We start from the raw sequence: 23,094 nt of genomic DNA, 5'->3' as shown, positions 1-23,094 counted from the left end.
GCGCGTCGTTATCGTCGAAGCACCATGCCCACCTCCATGCCCACCTCCTTGAGCACCTCATCGCGCCGCTCGGGCGCACGCACCCGGTCCGCCTCCGCCGTCCTCGCCGCACTCGCCCTGGCGGGCGGGCTCGCGGCCTGCGGGGACGACGACGCCGGGACGGCGACCGACCCGGCGGCCACGACGAGCACGCCCAGCCCGTCCGAGACCTCCAGCGAGACGCCCAGCGAGACCCCCGCCGAGTCGCCGACGAAGACCCCGTCCACGTCGACCCCGCCCGACTCCGCGCCGATCCGGACGACCGGGTCCGCCGGCGTCACCGAGGCGGTCCTCGTCCAGGCGACCGAGGGCGGCGGGTCGCCGTCGACGATGGCCATGGCCCTCGACACCGAGCAGGCCGTGGCCGACTTCGTGGTCGGGCTCGGGGCGGGCCTGCCCGAGCTGGTCACGACCGCGGTGGACGAGGTGACCTCGCCCGGCGCGACGCCCTACGGCGCCGTCGTGTCCACCGGCTGCGAGCCGCCGAGGAGCGTGGCCGTCGACGCCGGCGAGGCCGGCTTCCAGGTCGTCCCGGCGCTGCCGAAGAACACGGTGCAGTGCTTCGCGCCGGTCACCTACGTCGTGGTGTTCGCGGCGCCCGACGCCTGAGCGGTCGCTTCCGTCAGGGGGTCGGCGTCGGCGCGGGAGTCGGCGTCGGGGTAGGCGTGGGCGTCGGGGCGGGCGGCAGGATCGGCACCACCGGCGGAAGCGCGCCGTGGTAGACCACGCCGAACGAGTTGGGCACCAGACGCTCGCTGCCGTCGGACGGCTCGTTGACGATGCCGAAGCCGCCGGTGCCGGTGCGGGTGTACATCGCCGAGGAGCCGCCGCCGTCGAGGTTGATGGCGTTCTCCGCGCCGAGGTTGGTCATGATGTCGGCGAGCTCGACCATCGTGTAGCCGCGGCTGGCCGCCGAGCGCCCGTCGACGACGAGGATGAGCAGCTTGCGACCGTCGGCGTCGATGCCGACCGCCGTGCGCGGGTGGGCGATGGTGTTGTTGACGACGGTGCGGAGACCGTTGACGAGCAGCGGGCGGTCGCCGCTGATCGCGACCGTCGGCTTGCCGCCCGCCATGCGCTGGGAGATCGTGAGCTTCTTGCCGCGCTTGAGGTTCTTGAGCTTCGCGGCGGCGGGGCCGGTGCCGATGAGCACCCGCTCCTTCTTCTTGATCTTGCGACCGTCGGAGAGCTTGGGCCGGTTGGAGACGACCCGGTTCTTGTGGAGGATGACCTCGCGCGCGCGCTTCTTGCCGGCCGTCACCTTGTAGCCCTCGGTGCGGTGCCAGTCGGAGGTGAAGACGCCGATCTGGCCCGACGGGACGATCGGGTGGTTGACCCCGCTGACGGTCCACGCCCGGCGCTGGCGGATCGTCCACTCGAGGGCCAGCGGACTGACGTGCGGACCGGAGTCGTCGAACCACAGGGACGAGTTGACGCCCGGGATCCAGCCCTCGCGCGACCCGGTGAGGACGCCTTCCTCGCGGTTGACCGTCACGCCGAGCGGGGCGTCGGTGCTGCCGATGTCGAAGAAGTCGCCGTTGACGGCGGTCAGCGCGTCGTTCCACCCGCCGAGCTGGCTGACCTTCTTGCGGCTGGTGACGTAGGTGGGGGAGAACTCCTCGAAGGAGATGTTGGGGGCGTCGAGGCTGACGGTCACGAGGTTCATCCGGACCTGCCCGATGGGCTGGCGGCCGTCGACCTGGTCCCACTCGCGCAGCACGACGCCGGGCGCGATCTCGTAGCTGACGTCGTTGAGCACCCGCACCGCGCGACCGCGCGCGTTGATCGGAGGGCCGACCACGAGACCGGGCTTGCCGTCGGAGGTCTGGTTGCGACCGCGGTAGCCGCTGTCCGCGCCGTGGCTCAGCCCGCGGCCCTGCACGTCACCGCCGCGCTCGCCGTCGTCGGCGACCGAGGGAGCGACGCCCACGTTGAGCGCGAGGCCCGCGACCAGCACGCCCGCGGTGGCGAGCGTCAGCGCCCGCCCGCGAGCGGGCACCGGGCGGCGTGCGGAGGGCTGGGTACGACGCGTGGAGGAAGACACGCGCTCCACAGTAAAGGACGTCGTGGGGCTGGTGGGAAAATTGGGATGAGCGATTCCGGGAACCCCGAGCACGGGCGTCCGGTCGACCAACGGGGAGTCCCGGCTCGCTCAGGGCGAGCTGTCGTTCCCCGATCCCGTCTCGGCGGGCGGCGGATACTGGACCTCCAGGCCCCCGCCGACGCTCGCGCTCACCGCTGCGAGGCGGGCGTGGGTGATGTCGGCGACCGTGGCCAGGCCCGCGAGCCGGGCGTTGGAGGCCTCGCGGGTCGGCTCGGCGGAGTTGATGCTGATGCAGCGGCGGGTGCCGCCGTCGGCGGCGTTGGCGAGCGCGACGGCGTGACCGGTGGTGCCGCTGCCGGCGAACGGGTCGAGCACGACCGCGTCGGCGGGCAGCGTGGACAGGATCCGGCGGACGAGGCCGGTCGGCTTGGGCGACTCGAAGACGTGGCCGACGAGCGCCTTGAGCTCGGCGACCGCGGTGTCGGTGGAGCCGATCTCCTCGGCCAGCCAGATGGTGCGCAGCTTCTTGCGGCGCCCGCCCTCGCGGTGCAGCCAGTCGCGCTGGAAGATGTCGGCGCGCTCCCCGCTGCGGCCGCGGATCACCCGGCACTCGAGGTCGTCGGGTCGCTCCTCGACCCGCGGCCGCGACCACCGCCACACCGCCGGACGCCCGTCGCCGAAGACGGGCGTGAGGGCGGTGCTGCCGTCGAACTCGGTGATCGAGACCCGGCCTGTCACCGGGTCGCCGTGGAGCGGGTAGTGGAGCGTCGGCGTGCTGACGGGGTTGAACTTCTTGTTGGTGTTGCGCAGCGGGAGGTAGCGGAACCGGCGTCCGTCGGGGGTGGTCAGCGGGAAGTCCGCCTCGTCGACGGCCTCGGTCGTCGACCCGTCGACCAGGCAGTCCGGGAGGTGGCGCGCGTACGCCAGGACGTACTCGTGGCTGGTCGCGAACCCGCGGCCGAGCTGGCGGCCCTTGGGGTTGAGGTTGACCACGACCTGCGCCATGAAGTTGGCCTCGCCGAAGACCTGGTCCATCAGCAGCCTCAGGTGGGCGACCTCGTTGTCGTCGATGCTGACGAAGACGGCCCCGTGCGGGGCGAGGACATCGCGGACGGCCGCGAGCCGGGGGCGCATCATCGCGGTCCACGCGCCGTGCCGCCCGGCGTAGGGGTCGGCGTGCGACCCGTCGCGGAAGCGGTCGGCGTAGGCGAAGTCGTTGCCGGTGTTGTAGGGCGGGTCGGTGTAGACGACGTCGACCGACCCCGGCGAGAGCGTCGGCAGGACGTCCAGGTTGTCACCGACATGGAGGGTGTTCCACACGGGCTCGTCGGGCACGCGCGACAGCCTAGGCGCCGGCGGCGCGCTCGAGGGCGATCAGCTCCTCGTCGAGGTACTGCAGCAGGACCTGCAGGTGGGGGACGGTGCGACGGCAGCCGGTGAGGCCGAAGCACATCTTGCCGTCGTAGGAGGTGCAGGTGATGTTGAGCGCCATCCCGTTGATCGGGATGGAGAGCGGGTAGGTGCCGGTGAGCTTCGCGCCGTTCCAGTAGTGGGTGGTGCGGGGGCCGGGGACGTTGCTGACGATGAGGTTGTAGGGCGGGCGGACGATGCCCTGCATCCGCAGGAACGGGCCGAGGATGGCGGGCGCCTGCCCGAGCGCGCTCATCGCCAGGATCTGCGTCGGCGTCATCACCGAGAGGCTGTCCTTGCCGTCCTTCATCGAGCGGTGGATCGCCTCGAGCCGGTCGGCCGGGTCGGGCAGGTGGGTGCCGAGCTGCACCATCACCGCGCCGACCGCGTTGCCGCCGTCGGCCGAGGCGAGCTGCGACTGCTTGGCGTTGAGCCCGACCGGCACCATCGAGATCAGGGTCGTCTCGGGCAGTGCGTCGAGGTCGAGCAGGTAGGTCCGCATGGCGCCGCTGACCATCGCCAGCACCACGTCGTTGATGGTGGTGCCGCTCGCCTTGCCGACCGCCCGCAGCCGCTCGACCGGCCAGTCCTGGGCGGCGAAGCGGCGCGAGCCGGTGATGTTCTGGTTGAGCATCGTGCGGGGGGCGTAGAGCGAGACCGCGGAGGTCTCGTTGCGCACGCTCTTGTTGAGGGTGCGGACCAGCGCGCCGGGCATGCCGGCGGCCTCCGACGCGATCGCGAGCGCCGTACGCAGGGTGGCGGAGGTGACGTCGGACAGTGACGCGTCCCCGGTGGGCGCGGGCTCGTCGCGCGGCGGACGCGGGCGCATCGCCCAGGGAGCGGGCATGTCACGCTCGTCGGGGTCGGTGGACAGCACGCTCGCCAGCAGGCGCATCGCCGAGACGCCGTCGACGAGGGCGTGGTGGGTCTTGGTGTACATCGCCACGCGACCGTCGCGCAGGCCCTCGATGACGTGGGCCTCCCACAGCGGGCGCTCCCAGGCCAGGCGGGTGCTGTGCAGCCGCGAGCAGAGCTCCAGCAGCTCGCGGATGCGCCCGGGCTTGGGCAGCGCGCTGTGGCGGACGTGGTGCTCGATGTCGAACTGCTCGTCGGGCACCCACACCAGCTGCCCCGCCGTACGCGCGGAGCGGTGCGGGTGCTTGAGGAACAGCGGCGCCACCTGCTCGACGCCGCGCATCTGCTCGTACATCTCGCGGACGTAGCCGCGGCCCGCGCCCTCGGGCTTCTCGAAGAGCTGGAGCCCGCCGACGTGCATCGGCATGTTGCGGTTCTCGGCGAGGAGGAAGCCGGTCGCGGTCGGGTCGATCGGGTCCACCACTGGCTGCTCCTCCGTCTCGGCCTCGGCGCCGAGCGAGGCGGGAGGTCCGGGCATCCTCTCGTCCCCCGGCGAGCGCCACAAGGGCGGGCGACGGGCCCGCTCCCGGAAAGAAGCTCAGGACTCCAGCGAGTGGGCCAGCTCGTCGACGAGGGCGTCGACGACCGCGACGAGGTCGCCGCCGGACTCGCGGGCGACGGCCCGCTGGCGCTGGTAGGACGCGCCGCGGACGGGGATGTCGGCGACGGTGCGCAGCTCGGCCTCGCAGCCGAGCCGCTTGGCCACGGGGGTGAGGTGCTCGAGGAGGTCGTCGAGGTCCTCGGTGACCAGCCGCTCGCGGTTTCTGTCGTCGAGGATGACGATCGCGTCGAGGCCGTAGCGGGCGGCGCGCCACTTGTTCTCCTGCACCTGCCACGGCGGCAGGGTCGGCAGCTGCTCGCCCGCGGCGAGCCGGGTGTCGAGGTCGACGACGAGGCAGTGGACGAGCGCGGTGAGGGCGCCGAGCTCGCCGAGGTCCGACATGCCGTCGCACACCCGGTGCTCGAGGGTGCCCAGGTGCGGAGCGGGGCGCACGTCCCAGCGCACGTCGGACATCGAGTCGATGATCCCGGTCGTGGTCTGGTCGGCGATGCACTTCTCGAACTCGGCCCACGTGTCGAACGCGAAGGGAAGCCCGGCCGTCGGGAGCTGCTGGAACATCAGCGCCCGGTTGGACGCGTATCCGGTGTCCTGGCCGGCCCAGATGGGGGAGCTGGCCGACAGCGCGAGGAGGTGGGGGTACGTCGTCAGCATCGACGCCAGCACCGGCATCACCCGGTCGCGCTCGGGCATCCCCACGTGCACGTGGACGCCCCAGATCAGCATCTGCCGGCCCCACCACTGCGTGCGGTTGATGAGCTCGGCGTAGCGGTGGCCCTCGGTGAGCTGCTGGTGGGACCAGTCGGCGAAGGGGTGCGACCCGGCGCCGAGGAGGTCGACCCCGAGCTCGGCGGCCGCGGGACGGACGACGGCCAGGGTGTCGCGCAGGTCGGCGACGGCCTCGTCGACGGTGTCGCAGATGCCGGTGACCACCTCGACGGTGTTGCGCAGCAGCTCCTTGTGCAGCCGCTCGGGCCGGTCGAGCCGACCGCCGGCGAGCTCGTGCACCTCGGAGGCGACGCTGACGAGGTCGCGGCTGGTCCGGTCGACGAGCGCGAACTCCCACTCCACCCCGAGCGTCGGCTCCGGCGACGCGTGGAAGTCGATGCGCATGCCTCGAGTCTAGGGACGCCCCCGCGGCGCGGGCTCACCCCTGTGCCGGGTGGGATCCGGCCTTTGCCACCATGGCCGGGTGGACCAGCTGGACGGACGATCACGCACCCCGGACGACGACGATCCGCAGGCCGAGCTGGAGGCCCAGCTCGAGGCCGAGCGGGCGCGCGAGATCCACCTGACGATGGACCTCTGCCTGCGCATCGGGGAGATGCTGCTGTCCTCGGGCGCCGGGGCCGCGGACGTGACCGCGACGATGCGGTCGGTCGCCGACCACCTCGGGCTGCGCTCGGCCGAGATCGACGTGACCTTCACGGCCCTCTCGATGAGCCACCAGCGCTCGCCCGACGACGTACCCACCCTGATGCTGCGTCACGTCCAGCAGCGCGACATCGACTACGAGGACCTCACCGCGGTGGACCACCTGGTGCGCGACATCCTCACCGACCAGGCCGACCTCTACCTCGCGCGCTCGCGGATGGCGACGATCGTCTCGCTGGGCCACGCCCTGCCGCGCTGGGGGGTCACCGTCGCGTGGATGGTGATGGCCGCAGCCGTCGGCGTCTTCCTCGGCGGCGGGCCGGTCGTCTCGGTCGTCGCGGCGGTCGCGGCCGCCCTCATCGACCGGGTGCAGATCGTGCTGGCGCGCCGACGGCTGCCGTTCTTCTACCTCCAGGTCGCGGGCGGGGCGATCGCCACGCTGCTGGCCGCGGCGGTGGCGGCCACCCCGATCGAGGTGGACCCGTCGCTCGTCGTCACTGCCAACATCATCATGCTGCTCGCCGGGATCGGCCTGATGGGCGCCGTGCAGGACGCGCTCACCGGCTTCTACCTGACCTCCAGCGCCCGGCTCATCGAGGCGATGATGGCCACCGCGGGCATCATCGCGGGCGTCGCGCTCGGCATCTCGGTCGCCGGGGGCGTCGGCCTGGAGCTCGGCCAGCTGGTGCCCGGCGCGCTGGGCATCTCCGACCTGCCGGCGGTGCTCGCCGGGGCCGCGGTGTCGGCGGCCGCCTTCAGCGTGGCGTCGTACGCCCCGCGGCGTGCCGTGGTGCCGATCGCGCTCATCACCGCCGTCGCGGCGCTGATCTCCCAGGGCATCTCGGTGGCCGGCTTCGGGCGGGCGACCGCCGCGGGCGGGGCGGCGTTCTTCATCGGCCTCGTCGCCTACGCCGTCGCCGGGCGCGTGCGGGTGCCTCCGCTCGTCGTGGCGGTGCCGGCGATCGTCCCGTTCCTGCCCGGCCTGTCGATCTACCGCGGCCTGGCGTTCCTCGCCGAGGGCGGCGCCTTCGTCTCCCAGGGCATCCTCGCGCTGATGACGGCGATCTCGGTCGCGATCGCGCTGGCCTCCGGCGTGATCCTCGGGGAGTACGTCGCCCAGCCGCTCAAGCGGGAGGCGCGCAAGCTGGAGAGCCGGCTGGCCGGGCCGCGGCTCGTCGGCCCGTTCCGGGCGATGACCCGCGCCGAGCGGCGGGCGCTCAGGCGGACGTCAGACGGGTGAGCCACTTCTCGTGCGCACCGTCGTACGGCGGCAGGCCGGCCCGCACGGCCGCGACGAGCTCGTCGCAGCTGGCCTGCGCGCTCGCGACCACGTCGGCGGGGTAGCCGTAGACCACCTGGTGCTCGGCGAACTCGTCCTCGTCGTCGACGAAGACCTCGCCCGGGCCGACCGGGTGGACGTCCCACGGCGCGGACTCGACGGTCGGCAGCGGGTCGGGCAGGCGGATCACGTCGAGGTCGAGGTCGACCGCCCGGAGGACGTGGCCGTCCCAGGTCGCCGGGCTGGTGACGTCGATGTAGAGGTCGCACCAGATGCCGGGGGCCTGGAAGGTCGGGAGGTGCCAGCGGTCGGGCTGGACGAGCGTCACCGCCGCGACGGCGGAGTGGAACTGGTGCCCGGGTCGCTGGTTGTGCGTGCCCGCCGGGAAGCCGAGCCACTCGCCGTGCTCGTCAGCACCGAGGAACACGCCGTCGAACCGCCAGTGCGGCCGGTCGCCCCACTTGGTCATCTCGCAACGGATCGGGGTCCCGGGATCGTGCGTGCTCACCCGCCCAACCTAGGTCAGCGGAGGGGCATGCGGGCGGTCCAGCGGGCGACGACGTCCTGGTAGCGCGCGCCCAGGATGCGGCCGAGCTGGTGGATGACGTGGGCGTCGAGGCCGACGAGGACGCGCGGCTTCCCGGCGAGCGCGCCGTCGAGGATGATCTCCGCGGCCCGGTCGGGCGACATCCTGGCGAGCTTGGTGTCGAAGAGCTTGTCGATGCGAGCGGCGTCGAGTCCGGCGGCCTTGCGCCCGTGGCGGCTGATGCCGGTGCGGACGCCGCCGGGGTGGACGCACGTGACCGTGACGGGGTGCCCGGCCACGAGCATCTCGCCGCGGATCGCCTCGGTCAGCCCGCGGACGGCGTACTTGGTGGCGTTGTAGGCCGACTGCCCGGGCACGGAGACGAGGCCGAAGAGCGAGGAGATGTTGACCAGGGCGCCGTCGCCCGACGCGATGAGGTGGGGCAGGAACTCCTTGGATCCGTGGACCACGCCCCAGAAGTTGATCCCGACGATCCAGTCCATGTCGTCGTAGGTCAGGTCGGTGAAGTCCCCGGTGGCGCTCACGCCGGCGTTGTTGATCACCAGGTTCACCCGGCCGAGCTCCTCGACGACGCCGGCGGCCCAGGTCGCGACCGCCGCGCGGTCCGAGACGTCGACGACGTCGTGGCGGACCGTCGTGGCGCCCGCCCGCTCCGCCAGTCCAACGGTCTCGGCGAGGCCGTCGGCGTCCCGGTCGGAGAGCGCGAGGAGGGCGCCGGCCCGCGCGCTGCGGATGGCGAGGGCGCGGCCGATGCCGGACCCCGCACCCGTGATGACGACGACCTTGTCGGTGAGGGTGGTCAGGCTCATGCCAGCACCGTAACCGGCGTTTACGCAGGAGCGGGGGGCAGGGCGACGGCGATCGTCGTGTCACCGGGCCGGCTCTCGAGCGTCACCGCCCCGCCGTGCGCGCCGACGATCGCCTCCACGAGCGACAGGCCGAGGCCCGCGCCGCCGCGGGTGCGGGCGGCGTCGCCGCGGGTGCGGGCGGCGTCGCCGCGGGTGAAGCGCTCGAACGCGTGCGGCGCCAGCTCCGGAGGGAAGCCCGGGCCGTCGTCGTGGACGGTGAAGCCGTGGCCGGTCGCGGTGACGGTCACGGTGCTGCCCGGAGGCGTGTGCGTGCGGGCGTTGGCCAGCAGGTTGCTGACGACCTGGTGCAGCCGGGCCGCGTCGCCGGTGACGGTGATGGGCTCGTCGGGCAGGGAGAGCCGCCAGGACCGCTCCGCGTCCACCACGCGTACGTCGTCGACGGCCTCGAGCAGGAGTCGGGACAGGTCGACCGGCTGTCGCTCCAGCGGACGGCCGGAGTCGAGGCGGGCGAGCAGCAGCAGGTCCTCGACCAGGGCAGTCATCCGGGCGGACTCGGTCTCCACCTTGGCGAGTGCCGTGCCGCTGGTCTCGGGTCGGTGGCGGGCCAGCTCGGTGTAGCCCGCGATCGTGGCCAGCGGCGTACGCAGCTCGTGCGAGGCGTCGGCGACGAACTGCCGCACCCGCTGCTCGCTGAGGTGGCGCTGGCCGAGGGAGTCCTCGACGTGGTCGAGCATCGCGTTGAGCGCCGAGCCGACCTGCCCCACCTCGGTGCGCTCGTCGGTCAGCCGCTGCGGCACCCGCTCGGCCATCTCGATCTCGCCGGAGGCCAGCGGCAGCTCCGCGACCCGGTGCGCGGTCGCGGCCACCTCGCGCAGCGGCGCCAGCTGACGGCGTACGACGACCGTGCCCGCGGCGCCGGCGGCTGCCACCGCTCCCGCCCCGACGACGACGACGATGGTCACCAGCCAGGCGAGTGTCTCGTCGACCTCGTCGGTCGGGAGGCCGGCCACGGCCCTGGTGCTGCCGTCGCCGGCGGCGATGACCCGGTAGGTGCCGAGCCCGGGCAGGTCCACCTCCCGCACCCGTCCGTCGGCGGGCACGTCCTCGAGCCGGTCGAGGACCTCGGCCGAGACGGGCAGCTCGTCCACGCCTCCCCGGGAGGAGTCCTCGACCACGACGCCGTACGGGCCGCCCGTCGTGCTCGGGAGGACGGCGGTCAGGGTGCCGATGCGCTGGCCGCCGGGTCCGCGATCGTCGCCGCGCGGCCCGGGGCCGAAGTCGGTCGGCGGACCGAACTCGCGGGCGAGCGAGCCGCGCACCTCGTCATCGAGCCGGTCGGTGAAGTAGTCCTTCATCACGAGCGCCGTCGCGGTGCCGATGACCGCGGCGGTCACCGCGACGAGCAGGACGACCACGGCCACCAGTCGCGCGGTCAGCGTGCGCGGGGCCCGGGCGGCGAGCGTGGTCACGGCGCCGGCTTCAGGACGTACCCGGCGCCGCGCATGGTGTGGATCATCGGCTCACGACCGGCGTCGACCTTCTTGCGCAGGTAGGAGATGTAGAGCTCCACGACGTTGGCCTGGCCGCCGAAGTCGTACTGCCAGACGCGGTCGAGGATCTGCGCCTTGCTCAGCACCCGCCGCGGGTTGCGCATCAGGAAGCGCAGCAGCTCGAACTCGGTCGCGGTCAGGGTGATCTCGTCGTCGCCGCGCCGCACCTCGTGGCTGTCCTCGTCGAGGGTGAGGTCACCGACCACCAGCACGTTGCCCGCCTCGGCCTGGGCCGCGGTGCCGCCGCGCCGGATCAGCCCGCGCAGCCGCGCGACCACCTCCTCGAGGGAGAACGGCTTGGTGACGTAGTCGTCGCCTCCTGCGGTGAGGCCGGCGATGCGGTCCTCGACGGCGTCCTTCGCGGTGAGGAAGAGGACGGGCACGTCGCTGCCGTCGGCTCGCATGCGGCGCAGCACCTCGAGGCCGTCGAAGTCGGGCAGCCCGATGTCGAGGACCACGGCGTCGGGTCGGAAGTCACGCGCCGCGGCGACCGCGTCGCCCCCGCTGTGGGCCATCCGCAGCTCCCACCCCTCGTAGCGCAGGGCCATCGCGAGGAGCTCGGCGATGTTGACCTCGTCGTCGACGACGAGGACGCGGACCGGGGAGCCGTCGGGGCGGGTGAGCTGCACGGGCGACATCCTGCCGCGGCTTGCTGTGCGGTTGCTGTGGGCCGCCTGTCAGCGGGCTGCCCGGTTGAGGCGGGCCGCCTCCCGGGTCAGGTGGGTGCGCTCGGGGAGGTTGATCGCGAGCTCCGCGGCCTCGGCGTAGAGCCGCGCCGCGGTGTCGCGGTCGCCCGCCCGCTCGTGGAGGTACGCCGCTGCCGCGCGGTGACGGGGCACGTCGGGGTCCACCTCGGCGAGCGCCGCGAGGCCCGCCCGGGGACCGTCGGCCTCGCCCACGGCAACGGCCCGGTTGAGCCGTACGACCGGGCTGCCGGTCAGCGCCAGCAGCTCGTCGTACCACTGCACGACCTGTACCCAGTCGGTCTCCGCCGCGCTCGGGGCGTCGGCGTGGAGGGCGGCGACGGCCGCCTGGAGCTGGTACTCGCCGCGGCGCTGCCGCGCGAGCGCGGCCTGCAGGACCGCGACGCCCTCCTCGATGAGTGCGGTGTCCCACTGTGAGCGGTCCTGGTCGGCGAGCGGGACGAGCGTCCCGTCGTCACGCCGGCGCGCGGGGCGCCGCGCGTGGTGGAGCAGCATGAGCGCGAGCAGCCCGGCTGTCTCGGGGTCCTGGCCGTCGGGGCCGGCGAGCGCGGCGAGCTGGCGGGTCAGCCGGATCGCCTCGGCAGCGAGGTCGACGTCGCCGGAGTAGCCCTCGTTGAAGACGAGGTAGAGCACCCGCCGCACGGTCGCGAGGTCACCCAGCGTGTCGAACGGCTCGCCGGCCACCGTCCGCTTCGCGCGGCTGATCCGCTGCGCCATCGTGGCCTCGGGGACGAGGTAGGCCTCGGCGACCTGCCGCGTGGTCAGGCCCGCCACCGCACGCAGGGTCAGCGCGACCGCGGACGTGGGTGTCAGCGCCGGGTGGGCGCACAGGAAGAACACCTGCAGCGTGTCGTCGGCCGTCCCGGTCGGACCCGGCTCCGGCTCGAGCTCGACGGCGAGCTCGCGCCGCTGCCGCGCGGTCTCGGAGCGTACGACGTCGAGGAAGCGCCGCCAGGCGACGGTGACCAGCCAGCCCTTGAGGTCGCGCGGCGGCTCCGCGCGGTCGACGGAGCCGGGGGCGCCGAAGGTGCGCCACGCCTCGACCAGCGCCTCCTGCACGGCGTCCTCGGCCGTCGCGAAGTCGGCTCCGCGACGGACGAGGACCCCGATGACCGCCGGCACGAGCGGTCGCAGTGACGCGCCGTCGAAGGGGTGGGCCACGACCGCGGTCAGTCCCCGGTGGCCGACGGCGCGCCGTAGAAGGGACGCACCTCGAGCCACTCGTGGATCGGCTTGCCGTCCTTGCCCGGGGCCAGCGACAGCTCGCCGGCGAGCTCGACGGCGCGGTCCCAGCCGTCGACGTCGACGACGTACCACCCGGCGATGAGGTCCTTGGTCTCGGCGAACGGGCCGTCGGTGGCCGGCTGGCGCTGGTCGTCGGCCCGCACCCACGCGCCCTCGGGCGACAGCGCCTGGGCGTCGACGTACTCGCCGCTCTCCTCCAGCCGCGTGCCGAAATCGGTCATGAACTGCATGTGCGCGTCGACCTCCTCGGGAGCCCACTGGTCCATCGGGACGTCGTTCACGGTGGCGGGGGTGCCGCGGTAGTGCTTGAGGATCAGGTACTTCGGCATGTCGGTGCTCCTTGTCAGGTGCGGCCCATTGTGGCCGCGTCCACCCCGGGGACGGAGCCGCGCGCGGCTCCTCGACATCCTCGGCACGAACTTTTCTGTGGTCTCTCTGGGCTGCCTCTGGGGTCGCCCACAGCCCCCGCACAGGTGCGAGGCGCACGCTCGGTCCATGAGCGACGACACGCCCCGTCCCGGGGACCACGACGAGACCCAGCCCGTGCGGCCCGCGGGCGCGCAGGCCGCGCTGCCCACACCGCCGCCGTCCGAGGACACGGCCGACGCGGCCGACGCACCCGTCGCGACCGGGTCGGGACGCCGCGGGTTCCGGGAGCGGTTCCGGGCCGCCCGGCAGTCGGACGGTCAGCGCGCCTACAGCCTCGGTGCGCTGATCGCCTCGGCCCTCGCCGGGATCATCGTCGGCGGCCTCGGGCTGGCGACCGTCCAGGCCGTGACCGACGACGGACCGGGCGACCGCGGCGGCTGGGTGCAGCGCGACGACGACCGCGGTCCGGGTGGTCGTGGCGGGATGCACGGCGGTCCCCGCGGCGTACCGGGCCAGCTGCCGCCCACCACCGCGCCCGAGGACGACGAGGGCTCGGCCTCCTGACCCGGCCTCCTGACCCGGCCAGCGGAAACCCGGTTGCCGCGGTGGGCGAGAATGGCGCCCGTTGTGAAGATCACCTACCCGGCCGAGCTCCCGGTCTCCGCGCGCCGCGAAGACATCGCCGCTGCCATCCGTGACCACCAGGTCGTCATCGTCGCCGGCGAGACCGGGTCGGGCAAGACCACCCAGCTGCCGAAGATCTGCCTCGAGCTGGGCCGCGGCCTCGGGTCGGCCGACGGCGGCAAGCTGATCGGCCACACCCAGCCGCGGCGCATCGCCGCCCGGTCCGTGGCGGAGCGGATCGCCGAGGAGCTGGGCACCGAGCTCGGCGACGTCGTGGGCTACCAGGTCCGCTTCACCGACCGCACCAGCCGCGCCAGCCGGGTCAAGCTGATGACCGACGGCATCCTGCTCGCGGAGCTGCAGCGCGACCGCGACCTGCGCAAGTACGACACGATCATCATCGACGAGGCCCACGAGCGCAGCCTCAACATCGACTTCCTGCTGGGCTACCTCAGGCGCCTGCTGCCGCGCCGGCCCGACCTCAAGGTCATCATCACCAGCGCGACGATCGACGTCGACCGCTTCGCCGCCCACTTCAAGGCGCCCGTGGTGGAGGTCTCGGGACGTACGTATCCCGTCGAGGTCCGCTACCGCCCGCTCCTCGAGCTGCCCGAGAACGACGAGGAGGGAGAGCCGGTCCAGCGCGACCAGACCGAGGCGATCCTCGACGCCGTGCGCGAGCTGTCGGCCGAGGGACCCGGTGACGTGCTGGTCTTCCTGCCGGGCGAGCGGGAGATCCGCGACACGGCCGACGCGTTCGACGCGCTGAAGGGCGCATCGGGACGGGGCGACCGGCTCGAGGTCGTGCCGCTCTACTCCCGCCTCAGCGCGGCCGACCAGCACAAGGTCTTCTCCAGCCACTCCTCGCTGGTGCGCCGCGTCGTGCTGGCCACCAACGTCGCCGAGACGTCGCTGACGGTGCCCGGCATCCGGTACGTCGTCGACACCGGCGTGGCGCGGATCAGCCGCTACTCGGTGCGCACCAAGGTGCAGCGCCTGCCGATCGAGCCGATCAGCCAGGCCTCGGCCAACCAGCGGTCCGGGCGCTGCGGCCGCGTGTCCGAGGGCATCGCGATCCGGCTCTACTCCGAGGAGGACTTCGAGGCACGGCCGGAGTTCACCGACCCGGAGATCCTCCGCACCAACCTCGCCAGCGTCATCCTCCAGATGGCCTCCCTCCGGCTCGGCGACATCGCCCGCTTCCCCTTCGTCGAGCCGCCCGACCGCCGCAACGTCAAGGCCGGCACCGACCTGCTGGAGGAGCTCGGGGCGGTGACGACCGCCCCCGACCCCGGACGTCATGAGAATCGTCGGTCCGAACCCGGGAAGTCCATGACGTCCCGTCCGGGCGTCCGCCTCACCGACGTCGGCAGGCGCCTCGCCCGGCTCCCGATCGACCCGCGGCTCGGCCGGATGATCCTCGAGGCCGAGCGCCTCGGCTGCCTGCGCGACGTCCTCGTCATCGCCGCCGCCCTGTCCATCCAGGACCCGCGCGAACGACCGGAGGAGCAGCGGGCGCAGGCCGACCAGCTGCACGCCCGCTTCAAGCACGAGACCAGCGACTTCCTCACCTGGCTCAACCTGTGGCGCCACCTCAAGCAGCAGCAGAAGGAGCTCTCGTCGAGCGCCTTCCGGCGGATGTGCAAGCGCGAGCACCTCAACTACCTGCGCATCCGCGAGTGGCAGGACTACGAGTCCCAGCTGCGCCAGGTCGCCAAGGAGATGAAGCTCCACGTCGGCCAGCCGTCCGACACCCCTGACGAGGACGGCATCCACCAGGCCCTCCTCTCCGGCCTGCTCAGCCACGTCGGCGCGCTCGAGGAGCGCGAGAAGGGGAAGCCGGGGGAGCGGCGTCCGATGCGCGAGTACCTCGGCGCCCGCAACGCCCGCTTCGCGGTCTTCCCCGGCAGCGTCCTCAAGGGGCGCAACCCCGACTTCCTGATGAGCGCCGAGCTCGTCGAGACCTCGCGGCTGTGGGCCCGGCAGAACGCCGCCATCAAGGCCGAGTGGGCCGAGCGTCTCGGTGCGCACCTGGTCAAGCGCAGCTACTCCGAGCCGCACTGGTCGCGCAAGCGCGCCGCGGTGATGGCGCGCGAGCGGGTCACCCTCTACGGCGTCCCGCTGGTCGCCGACCGCCTCGTGCAGTACGGCCGCATCGACGCGCCGCTGGCCCGCGAGCTCTTCATCCGCCACGCCCTCGTCCAGCGTGAATGGGACTCCCGGCACCGGTTCCTCGCCGAGAACACCCGCCTCCTCGAGGAGGCCGAGGAGCTCGAGCACCGCGCCCGGCGCCGCGACATCGTCGTCGACGAGGAGACGCTCTTCGAGTTCTACGACGCCCGCGTCGGCGCCGACGTCGTGAGCGGGCAGCACTTCGACCAGTGGTGGAAGCGCGCACGGCAGAAGAAGCCCGACCTGCTCACGTTCGACCCCGCGATGCTCACCCACGACACGGCCGACGACGTCCGGGCCACCGACTTCCCCATGGCGTGGCAGGACTCGGACGAGGCGGGGCTGACCTTCCCGATCAGCTACCACTTCGAGCCCGGTGCCGCCGACGACGGCCTGACCATCGACGTCCCGGTCGCGACCCTCAACCGCATCGAGGCCGACGACTTCTCCTGGCTGGTGCCCGGCCTGCGCGAGGAGCTGGTCACCGAGCTGATCCGCTCGCTGCCCAAGAACCTCCGCGTCGCGATGGTGCCCGCGCCCAACACCGCCCGCGAGTTCCTCGCCGCGACCCCGCCCGGGGCGGAGCCGCTGCTGGACGCCCTCGAGCGCTTCGCGCGGAGCACCCGGAGCCTGGTCGTCCCGCGCGAGGCGTGGGACTGGTCCAAGGTGCCGGCCCACCTCCGCCCGACCTACCGGGTCGTCACCGAGGAGGGCGCCGAGGCCGGTCGCGGCAAGGACCTCGACGCACTCAAGGAGCCGCTGCGGCCGACCTTCGAGCAGGCGATGGCCGACGTCGCGTCCGACTCGGGCGTCACCGCGACGGGCCAGACCGCGTGGACCTTCGGCACCGTCGAGGAGTCCTTCGTCCAGCGCCGCGCCGGCCACGAGGTCCGGGGCTTCCCGGCCCTCGTCGATGAGGGGACGACCGTCGGCCTGCAGGTGCTCGCGACGGCCGACGAGGCCGCCGCGCAGCACCGCCTCGGCGTACGTCGTCTGGTGCTCCTCGCGCTCGGTCCGGCCGCCCCGGTGGACGAGGTGCTCGCCGCCGCGGGCCTCGACCAGCGCGCCAAGCTGGCCCTCGTCGGGTCGCCGTACCCGTCGGTGGTCGACCTCCTCGACGACCTGCGCGCCGGCATCGTCGGCGAGGTCGTCGACCAGCGGCCGACCGTGCGGGACGAGGCGGCGTACGACGACGTGGTGACCGCCTCCCGCGAGGCGGTCGCGTCGGGGCTGGGGCCTGCAGTGCACGACGTGATGCGGGTGCTGGAGGCCTGGCGCACCACCGACAAGGCGATCTCCGGGCGCGCCGACCTGGCGACCCTCCCGGCCCTGACCGACATGCGCGCGCAGGTCGGCCGCCTGATGGCGCCCGGCTTCGTGGGGGAGGCGGGCGTCCGTCGGCTGCGTGACTATCCGCGCTACCTCTCCGCCGTGACCCACCGCCGCGAGCGGCTCGACGGCCAGGTCGCCCGTGACCGCCAGCTGATGGACCAGCTCGCCGGCCTGCAGGAGGCGTGGCTGCACGCCGTCGCTGCGGTCCCCGACGGGCAGCCCGTGCCGCAGCACCTGCGCGACGCGCGGTGGCTGCTGGAGGAGTACCGCGTCTCGCTCTTCGCCCAGCAGCTCGGCACGGCCACGAAGGTCAGCGACCAGCGGATCCGCAAGGTGATGGCGCGCACCGGTTGAGTGCGCTCGCGGTAGTGGTCGCCACCAGGCTGTGCACTCGACCTAGGGTGGAGCGGTGACCGGCCGCCAGCACCACCGCCCGATGACGCCCGGCGACGGGTTCTTCGCCGACATCGTGGGCGGCGCCGACCCCGCGCAGGTGCGCGAGGCCGGTGACCTCGCCGCGACCGTGCTCGTGCGCGGCGCCCGCGCGTCCGACGACCCCGAGCTCGCCGAGCGCGTGGTCCACCTCGCCGAGACCGAGGGGCTCGAGACGCTGGCCGAGGTGTGGTCGGGTGCCCCCGCCGACTCGCTCGCGGGAAGCCTGTGGCGGCTGTTCCTGCTGCGCTCTTGGGTGCACGCCGACCCCGACCGGGTCGCCGTCGACTACGAGGCCGGGCAGCGCCGCGTCGACGTCGCCCGCGTCGTCGCCGGGGTGGCCGACCCGCCCGGTCCCGACGAGCTGCGCCGGATGGTCGACGAGGTGCTGCGCGGGATCACCCGGGGCGACTTCGCGGTCACCCTCTTCCGCGCCGCCGCCTTCGCCCGCATCGTCGCGGCCGGTCGCGCGACCCTCGGCAGCGCCACGCACCAGGAGATCACCCGGATGCTCGCCCTGTCGGAGCAGCTCGAGGCAGCCGGACAGGTGGAAATCAGGGACACGCTCGCCTGAGGCGTTAAAATGTCCGTGAGTGCGCCGGGCTGTGGCAGCCCCGGGTCCCAAAATAAGCCGCTACGAGCGGCCACGCGCCGTGAGGCGCTCCCGGTCCGGCGCACTCACTCACCCGCCCGGTCCGCCACTAGGCTCGCCGGGTGAGCATCGCCAAGCGCATCAGCGCGTTCTTCTCCGGCACCTCGACCCCGAGCAGCACCGGGAGCACGCCCCCGGGCGGCACCGCGGCCGGGTCGTCGTACGCCCCCGAGATCGACGGCGAGCCCGACCCCGGCGAGGTCGTGTGGGCGTGGGTGCCCTACGAGGACGACCCGAGCCAGGGCAAGGACCGGCCCGTGCTGGTCCTCGACACCGCGGGGGACGGGCCGGACGACGGCTGGGTCGGGCTGATGCTCAGCAGCCAGGACCACGACCGCGACGCCGAGGACGAGGCCCGGTGGGGTCGGTACTGGATGGACGTCGGCACCGGCGGCTGGGACTCCCAGGGCCGGCCCAGCGAGGTCCGCCTCGACCGACTGGTCCGCCTCGAGCGCGGCGCCGTACGACGGGAGGGGGCCGCGCTCGACGAGACGATCTTCACGTCCGTCGTGGAGGCTCGGCGTGGTCTCTCCCGATAGGGTCTGGCCGTGTCTCGCTCCTCCTTGCGCCGCAGTGCCCTGCTCGCGACGGCCCTCACGGTCGCGCTGACGACGGCTGCGTGCACCGGGGACGCCGAGCCCGACCCGCAGCCGACCCCGTCGCCGAGCGCCGGTCAGTCCGGCAAGCCGACCGAGAAGCCGCGCGAGGTCACCTTCGGCGCCTACGGCACCGAGGAGGAGGTCGCGGCCTTCCAGAGCGTCGTGGACTCCTTCAACGCCGAGTCCACGACCCGCAAGGTCACCCTGCAGTCGTGGCCCGACCACGAGTCGGCGCTCGAGGACGTGCTCGCCGGCAACGCCCCGGACGCGTTCCTCACCTCGCGCATCGACCTCGACCAGCTCGTCGACGCCGAGGCGCTCCAGCCGGTGAGCCTGCTGCTCGACGAGCGTGGCGTCGACTTCGGGGACCGCTTCTCGCGCGACGCCGTCGACGCCTTCGCGATGGACGACGAGCTCCAGTGCATGGCCTACTCGGTGTCCCCGATGGTCATCTACTACAACACCGACGTCGTCGACTTCGACAAGATGGAGCGTCGGGAGTACGACGTGCCGACCGCCAACGACGAGGGCGTCCGCGAGCGGTGGACCCTCGCGGAGTTCGGCGCCGCCGCGCAGTTCGCCTCGCGCCGCGGCGACCGCCGCGGCGTCTGGATCGACCCGACGCTGCAGGGCCTGGCGCCCTTCATCTACTCCGGTGGCGGGCAGGTCTTCGACGACGACGACGCGCCCACGTCCCTCGCCTTCAGCGACGACTCGACGCGCGAGGCGCTCAGCGAGACCCTCGCCATCCTGCGCAACGCCACGCTCACGCCGACCAACGCCCAGCTCGCGCGCGCGACGCCGGTGCAGCTGTTCAAGCGCGGCGAGCTCGCGATGGTCGCCGGCTTCCGCAACCTCGTGCCGGAGATGCGCGAGGCCGAGGACCTCGACTTCGACGTCCTGCCGATGCCCGTCATCGACGACCGCGCCACGGTGGGTGACATCAGCGGACTGTGCCTGTCCGCGGACTCCGAGGTCACCGGCGACGCCGCCGACTTCATCGCCTACGCCGTCTCCGACGAGGCCATCGCGACCGTGGCCTCGACGGGCTACATCGTCCCGGCCAACACGTCGGTCGCCGCCTCCGACGACTTCCTCGCGCCCGGCCAGGAGCCCGCCAACGCGGCCGCGTTCAACTCGAGCATCCGCTACATGGTCGTGCCGCCCTTCATCGACCAGCGCGAGGAACTGGTCGATGCCGTGACGCCGCTGCTGGACCAGCTCGTCACCGCGCCCGGGGTGCTCGACCTCGAGACGACGACGGAGCAGATCGACGAGGTCTCGCGGACCATCCTGTCCCCCGAGGAGACCGAGACCGAGACCCCGGAACCGACGGAGTCCCCGTCGGAGTAGGGGGCCCTACTCCCGCTCGGCCCCGAGGATCGCGCCCACCAGCGCGCCGGTGACCAGCTCGGCCTGCCAGGCGCGGGCGCCGTACGACGCCAGCTGGGCACGGACGGCCTCGGCCAGCTCGGCCGGCTCGCGGGTCGCCGGGGGCGCCCACATCAGCCGCCGGAGGTAGTCGGGGGTGAGCAGGTTCTCCACCGGCAGGTGGTGCACCTCGGCGAGGTTGAGCATCGCCTCGCGGGCGGCCTTGAATCGGCGGTCGGCGACCGGTTCGCGCTCGGCCCAGGTGCGCGGGTGCGGGGGGCCCTCGCCGCGGGGAGCCCGGGTGGGCAGGTCGTCCTCGTCCATCTCGCGGACCCGGCGCAGGGCCTCGACCCAGGTCGCGGCGTAGCGGCTGGCGCCTCGACCGTGGAAGCCCTGGGTGGCGAGCAGCGCGCGGCGGTCGGTGGGCATGGCCGTCGCGGCGACCACGATCGCGGAGTCGGGCAGGATCCTCCCCGGTGTGACGTCGCGCTCGGCGGCGATCTCGTCGCGCGCCTCCCACAGCGCGCGGGCAGCGCCGAGGGCGCGGCGACCGCGCAGCCGGTGCACGCCGGACGTACGACGCCACGCGTCGACCCGCACGGCCGGCTCGAAGCCGAGCAGGTTCTCGAACTCCTGGCGCGCCCACTCGGTCTTGCCGGCCCGCTCGAGCTCGGTGGCCATGTGCTCGCGGAGCTCGAGGAGCACCTCGACGTCGAGTGCGGCGTACTCCAGCCACGACTCCGGCAGCGGGCGGGTGGACCAGTCGGCGGCCGAGTGCTCCTTGCGCATCCGCTGGCCCAGCACCGTCTCCACCAGCGTGGCCAGCCCGACGCGGGGGTAGCCCAGCAGGCGGCCGGCGAGCTCGGTGTCGAACAGGCTGGTCGGGGTGAGGCCGACCTCGCGCAGGCAGGGGAGGTCCTGGGTGGCGGCGTGGAGGATCCACTCGGAGCCGGCGAGGGCCTCCTGCAGGGGTGCCAGCGTCGACATGCCGATGGGGTCGACGAGCCACGTGCCGGCGCCCTCGCGGCGCAGCTGGATGAGGTAGGCGCGGTTGGAGTAGCGGTAGCCCGAGGCCCGCTCGGCGTCGATGGCGGTCGGTCCCGTCGCGCCCGCCAGCGCGGCGCACGCCTCGAGCAGGCCGGCGTCGGTGTCGACGACGTCGGGGAGGCCGTCGCGCAGCTCGAGGAGCGGGGCGGGCGGCGCCTCGGGTTCAACGTCGGGAGCGGCGTCGGGAGCGGCGTCGGGAGCGTTGTCGGCCACGGCGTCGGGAGCGGCGTCGGGCTCGGGCCCGCCGTCGGGGGAGTGGTCAGCGATGTCGGGCATCGGGTCAGGTGCCGCGCTGTCCGCGTCGGCTGGGGATGGCCGTGACGCCCTCGGGCACCGGGGGCAGGCCGACGGCCGTGCACATCAGCTCGCCCCACGCCTCGACGTGGGCGGTCATGTCGAGCCCGCCGTCCTCGTCGACGTCGGGCGTCCACGAGGCACGGATCTCGACCTGGGCGGAGCCGTCCTCGTCGGCCATCCCGCCGAAGCTCTCGGTGGTGACGCAGGTGACCGTGCCGGAGGCGGCGTGGTGGCCGGCGCCGTGGGCGTCGAGCGCCTCGACCAGCCACGACCAGCCGACGGCGGCGAGCATCGGGTCGGCGCCGAGCTCGGGGTCGATGTCGGCGCGCGCGTAGGCCACGCAGCGGAACGTGCCGTCCCACGCGTCGTTGCCGGCGGGGTCGTGCAGCAGGATCAGGCGACCGGTGCCGAGGTCCTCCTCGTCGACCGTGACGTCACCGCTGAGCGCCGACGACCACGGCGCGATGCGCTGGGGCGCGGGCATCTCCTCGCAGAAGACCTCCGGGCGCAGCGAGGCCCGACGCATCGACTCCACAGCCGCGCGGAACTCCGCGGGCCCAGCCGCGGCAGCACTGCCCGGGTGGGTCTCGTGACGGGCCACCATGAGGTCAGAGTAGGCCAGCGCCCGGCTCTGCCGATGTGCCGCCACGCCGCCTGACCTGCGAAGATTCGCGGGTGACCGACGCCGTACCCACGCCCCATCCCGGACTGGCCCAGAGCCCCTTCCTCGCGGCGGCGCGCGGGGAGGTCCCGTCCCACACCCCGGTCTGGTACATGCGGCAGGCGGGTCGTTCGCTCCCGGAGTACCTGAAGGTCCGCGAGGGCATCGGGATGCTGGAGTCCTGCATGGACGCCGACCTGGTCACCGAGATCACCCTCCAGCCCGTGCGCCGCTACGGCGTGGACGCGGCGATCTTCTTCTCCGACATCGTGCTGCCGCTGAAGGCGGTCGGCGTCGACCTCGACATCAAGCCGGGCGTCGGTCCGGTCGTGGCCGCACCCGTGCGCACCCTCGCCGACGTCGAGGCGATCCCCGACCTGACGCCCGAGCACGTGCCGTTCATCTCCCAGGCGGTGCGCCAGCTCGTCGCCGAGCTCGGCGCGACCCCGCTCATCGGCTTCGCCGGTGCGCCCTTCACCGTCGCGTCGTACCTCGTCGAGGGCGGTCCGTCGAAGGAGCACGCGAAGACCAAGGCGATGATGTTCGGCGCTCCCGACGTGTGGGACGCGCTGATGCGCAAGATCGCCGGGATCGCCTCCGCCTACCTCCGCATCCAGGTCGAGGCGGGCGCGTCGGCCGTGCAGCTCTTCGACTCCTGGGCCGGCGCCCTCACGCCTGCCGACTACCGCGCCTCCGTCATGCCGCACTCCGAGCGGGTGCTGTCCGCGGCCGGCGAGCTCGGGGTGCCGCGGATCCACTTCGGTGTCGGCACCAGCAACCTGCTCGGCCTGATGGGCGAGGCCGGCGCCGACGTGGTCGGTGTCGACTGGCGTACGCCGCTGGAGCAGGCGATCCCGCTCGTCGGCGACCGGGTCGTGCAGGGCAACCTCGACCCGACCCTGGTCTTCGCGCCCACCGAGGTGATGACCGCCCGGGCGGCCGAGATCATCGAGGCGGGCCGCGCCGCCAAGGGCCACATCTTCAACCTCGGCCACGGTGTCATCCCCTCGACGGACCCGGGTCAGCTCACGGCGCTCACCGACTTCGTGCACGGCTGCTGATC

At 73.3% G+C, this 23,094-nt stretch carries 20 protein-coding genes; 8 read left to right on the top strand and 12 right to left on the bottom strand.

From position 1 onward, the window contains the following. Positions 1–36: 36 nt before the first annotated feature. Entirely contained in the window at positions 37–648 is a 612-nt protein-coding gene (locus tag Q1B24_RS07870) for a hypothetical protein (protein ID WP_299925890.1), read from the top strand. Positions 649–661: 13 nt separating this feature from the next. On the opposite strand, the gene Q1B24_RS07865 is transcribed toward Q1B24_RS07870, so the two are convergent. The 4 genes from Q1B24_RS07865 to Q1B24_RS07850 form a co-directional block, all read right to left on the bottom strand. Then, positions 662–2,083 (bottom strand): phosphodiester glycosidase family protein, encoded by a 1,422-nt coding sequence (locus Q1B24_RS07865; protein WP_299925886.1) that lies wholly within the window; start codon positions 2,081–2,083, stop codon positions 662–664. Between the two features lie 108 nt (positions 2,084–2,191). Beyond that, positions 2,192–3,418, bottom strand: a complete 1,227-nt coding sequence (locus Q1B24_RS07860; RefSeq protein ID WP_299925883.1) for a site-specific DNA-methyltransferase — start codon at positions 3,416–3,418, stop codon at positions 2,192–2,194. 10 nt (positions 3,419–3,428) lie between these two features. After that, positions 3,429–4,886, bottom strand: coding sequence for a wax ester/triacylglycerol synthase family O-acyltransferase (locus Q1B24_RS07855; protein WP_299925880.1), 1,458 nt, complete (start codon positions 4,884–4,886; stop codon positions 3,429–3,431). Between the two features lie 60 nt (positions 4,887–4,946). After that, a complete protein-coding gene (locus Q1B24_RS07850; protein ID WP_299925877.1) occupies positions 4,947–6,080 on the bottom strand; it encodes a glutamate--cysteine ligase in 1,134 nt (377 codons plus the stop codon). Between the two features lie 79 nt (positions 6,081–6,159). Here Q1B24_RS07850 and Q1B24_RS07845 point away from each other — a divergent pair, with 79 nt between their 5' ends. Then, positions 6,160–7,581 (top strand): threonine/serine exporter family protein, encoded by a 1,422-nt coding sequence (locus Q1B24_RS07845; protein ID WP_299925874.1) that lies wholly within the window; start codon positions 6,160–6,162, stop codon positions 7,579–7,581. On the opposite strand, the gene Q1B24_RS07840 is transcribed toward Q1B24_RS07845, so the two are convergent. The 6 genes from Q1B24_RS07840 to Q1B24_RS07815 are packed head-to-tail and all read right to left on the bottom strand — an operon-like array spanning position 7,559 to position 12,804. Further along, positions 7,559–8,128 carry a DUF402 domain-containing protein gene (locus Q1B24_RS07840; RefSeq protein WP_299925871.1) on the bottom strand — a complete coding sequence of 190 codons (570 nt, stop codon included), beginning with the start codon at positions 8,126–8,128 and terminating at the stop codon, positions 7,559–7,561. The genes Q1B24_RS07845 and Q1B24_RS07840 overlap by 23 nt on opposite strands. 14 nt (positions 8,129–8,142) lie before the next feature. Next, entirely contained in the window at positions 8,143–8,976 is an 834-nt protein-coding gene (locus tag Q1B24_RS07835) for an SDR family NAD(P)-dependent oxidoreductase (RefSeq protein WP_299925868.1), read from the bottom strand. Between the two features lie 20 nt (positions 8,977–8,996). Beyond that, complete coding sequence (locus Q1B24_RS07830; protein ID WP_299925865.1) at positions 8,997–10,445, bottom strand: HAMP domain-containing sensor histidine kinase; 1,449 nt, start codon at positions 10,443–10,445, stop codon at positions 8,997–8,999. Next, positions 10,442–11,164, bottom strand: a complete 723-nt coding sequence (locus tag Q1B24_RS07825; RefSeq protein WP_299925862.1) for a response regulator transcription factor — start codon at positions 11,162–11,164, stop codon at positions 10,442–10,444. Before Q1B24_RS07825 ends, Q1B24_RS07830 begins: the two co-directional genes overlap by 4 nt. A 39-nt stretch (positions 11,165–11,203) precedes the next feature. Further along, positions 11,204–12,391 (bottom strand): sigma-70 family RNA polymerase sigma factor, encoded by a 1,188-nt coding sequence (locus Q1B24_RS07820; RefSeq protein ID WP_299925855.1) that lies wholly within the window; start codon positions 12,389–12,391, stop codon positions 11,204–11,206. Positions 12,392–12,399: 8 nt separating this feature from the next. Continuing rightward, on the bottom strand, positions 12,400–12,804 hold the full coding sequence (locus Q1B24_RS07815) for a YciI family protein (RefSeq protein WP_299925852.1): 405 nt from the start codon (positions 12,802–12,804) through the stop codon (positions 12,400–12,402). Positions 12,805–12,970: 166 nt separating this feature from the next. On the opposite strand from Q1B24_RS07815, the gene Q1B24_RS07810 reads away from it, so the two are divergent. The 5 genes from Q1B24_RS07810 to Q1B24_RS07790 all read left to right on the top strand — a co-directional run bounded on the left by Q1B24_RS07810 (position 12,971) and on the right by Q1B24_RS07790 (position 20,008). Further along, on the top strand, positions 12,971–13,408 hold the full coding sequence (locus Q1B24_RS07810; protein ID WP_299925850.1) for a hypothetical protein: 438 nt from the start codon (positions 12,971–12,973) through the stop codon (positions 13,406–13,408). A 51-nt stretch (positions 13,409–13,459) separates the two neighbouring features. Next, on the top strand, positions 13,460–17,326 hold the full coding sequence (gene hrpA, locus Q1B24_RS07805; protein ID WP_299925848.1) for an ATP-dependent RNA helicase HrpA: 3,867 nt from the start codon (positions 13,460–13,462) through the stop codon (positions 17,324–17,326). 55 nt (positions 17,327–17,381) lie between these two features. After that, positions 17,382–17,978: a hypothetical protein gene (locus Q1B24_RS07800; protein ID WP_299925846.1), complete on the top strand. Its 597-nt coding sequence runs from the start codon at positions 17,382–17,384 to the stop codon at positions 17,976–17,978. 140 nt (positions 17,979–18,118) lie between these two features. Next, positions 18,119–18,595, top strand: coding sequence for a type II toxin-antitoxin system PemK/MazF family toxin (locus tag Q1B24_RS07795; protein WP_299925844.1), 477 nt, complete (start codon positions 18,119–18,121; stop codon positions 18,593–18,595). A 9-nt stretch (positions 18,596–18,604) separates the two neighbouring features. After that, positions 18,605–20,008 carry an extracellular solute-binding protein gene (locus Q1B24_RS07790; RefSeq protein WP_299925842.1) on the top strand — a complete coding sequence of 468 codons (1,404 nt, stop codon included), beginning with the start codon at positions 18,605–18,607 and terminating at the stop codon, positions 20,006–20,008. A 6-nt stretch (positions 20,009–20,014) separates the two neighbouring features. On the opposite strand, the gene Q1B24_RS07785 is transcribed toward Q1B24_RS07790, so the two are convergent. Further along, the gene (locus tag Q1B24_RS07785; protein WP_299925840.1) at positions 20,015–21,349 is read right to left on the bottom strand and encodes a ribonuclease D; all 1,335 of its coding nucleotides are present in this window, start codon (positions 21,347–21,349) and stop codon (positions 20,015–20,017) included. Between the two features lie 4 nt (positions 21,350–21,353). Continuing rightward, positions 21,354–21,974 carry a DUF3000 domain-containing protein gene (locus Q1B24_RS07780; RefSeq protein ID WP_299925838.1) on the bottom strand — a complete coding sequence of 207 codons (621 nt, stop codon included), beginning with the start codon at positions 21,972–21,974 and terminating at the stop codon, positions 21,354–21,356. A 71-nt stretch (positions 21,975–22,045) separates the two neighbouring features. On the opposite strand from Q1B24_RS07780, the gene hemE reads away from it, so the two are divergent. Further along, positions 22,046–23,092, top strand: coding sequence for a uroporphyrinogen decarboxylase (gene hemE, locus Q1B24_RS07775; RefSeq protein WP_299925836.1), 1,047 nt, complete (start codon positions 22,046–22,048; stop codon positions 23,090–23,092). The last annotated feature ends 2 nt before the right edge of the window (positions 23,093–23,094 follow it).

The sequence above is a fragment of the uncultured Nocardioides sp. genome, assembly GCF_947488025.1.
Classification (GTDB): Bacteria; Actinomycetota; Actinomycetes; order Propionibacteriales; family Nocardioidaceae; genus Nocardioides.
Note: the sequence above shows the minus strand (reverse complement) of the source record. Positions and strands in the feature narration are given on the sequence as shown.

What these genes read in the sequence shown, in the direction of transcription:
- Q1B24_RS07825 (WP_299925862.1), bottom strand. Translation starts at nt 11,164, where the DNA reads ATGTCGCCCGTGCAGCTCACCCGCCCCGACGGCTCCCCGGTCCGCGTC.
- Q1B24_RS07785 (WP_299925840.1), bottom strand. Translation starts at nt 21,349, where the DNA reads ATGCCCGACATCGCTGACCACTCCCCCGACGGCGGGCCCGAGCCCGAC.
- Q1B24_RS07780 (WP_299925838.1), bottom strand. Translation starts at nt 21,974, where the DNA reads ATGGTGGCCCGTCACGAGACCCACCCGGGCAGTGCTGCCGCGGCTGGG.
- Q1B24_RS07815 (WP_299925852.1), bottom strand. Translation starts at nt 12,804, where the DNA reads ATGCCGAAGTACCTGATCCTCAAGCACTACCGCGGCACCCCCGCCACC.
- Q1B24_RS07810 (WP_299925850.1), top strand. Translation starts at nt 12,971, where the DNA reads ATGAGCGACGACACGCCCCGTCCCGGGGACCACGACGAGACCCAGCCC.
- Q1B24_RS07870 (WP_299925890.1), top strand. Translation starts at nt 37, where the DNA reads ATGCCCACCTCCTTGAGCACCTCATCGCGCCGCTCGGGCGCACGCACC.
- hrpA (WP_299925848.1), top strand. Translation starts at nt 13,460, where the DNA reads ATGGCGCCCGTTGTGAAGATCACCTACCCGGCCGAGCTCCCGGTCTCC.
- Q1B24_RS07850 (WP_299925877.1), bottom strand. Translation starts at nt 6,080, where the DNA reads ATGCGCATCGACTTCCACGCGTCGCCGGAGCCGACGCTCGGGGTGGAG.
- Q1B24_RS07855 (WP_299925880.1), bottom strand. Translation starts at nt 4,886, where the DNA reads ATGCCCGGACCTCCCGCCTCGCTCGGCGCCGAGGCCGAGACGGAGGAG.
- Q1B24_RS07835 (WP_299925868.1), bottom strand. Translation starts at nt 8,976, where the DNA reads ATGAGCCTGACCACCCTCACCGACAAGGTCGTCGTCATCACGGGTGCG.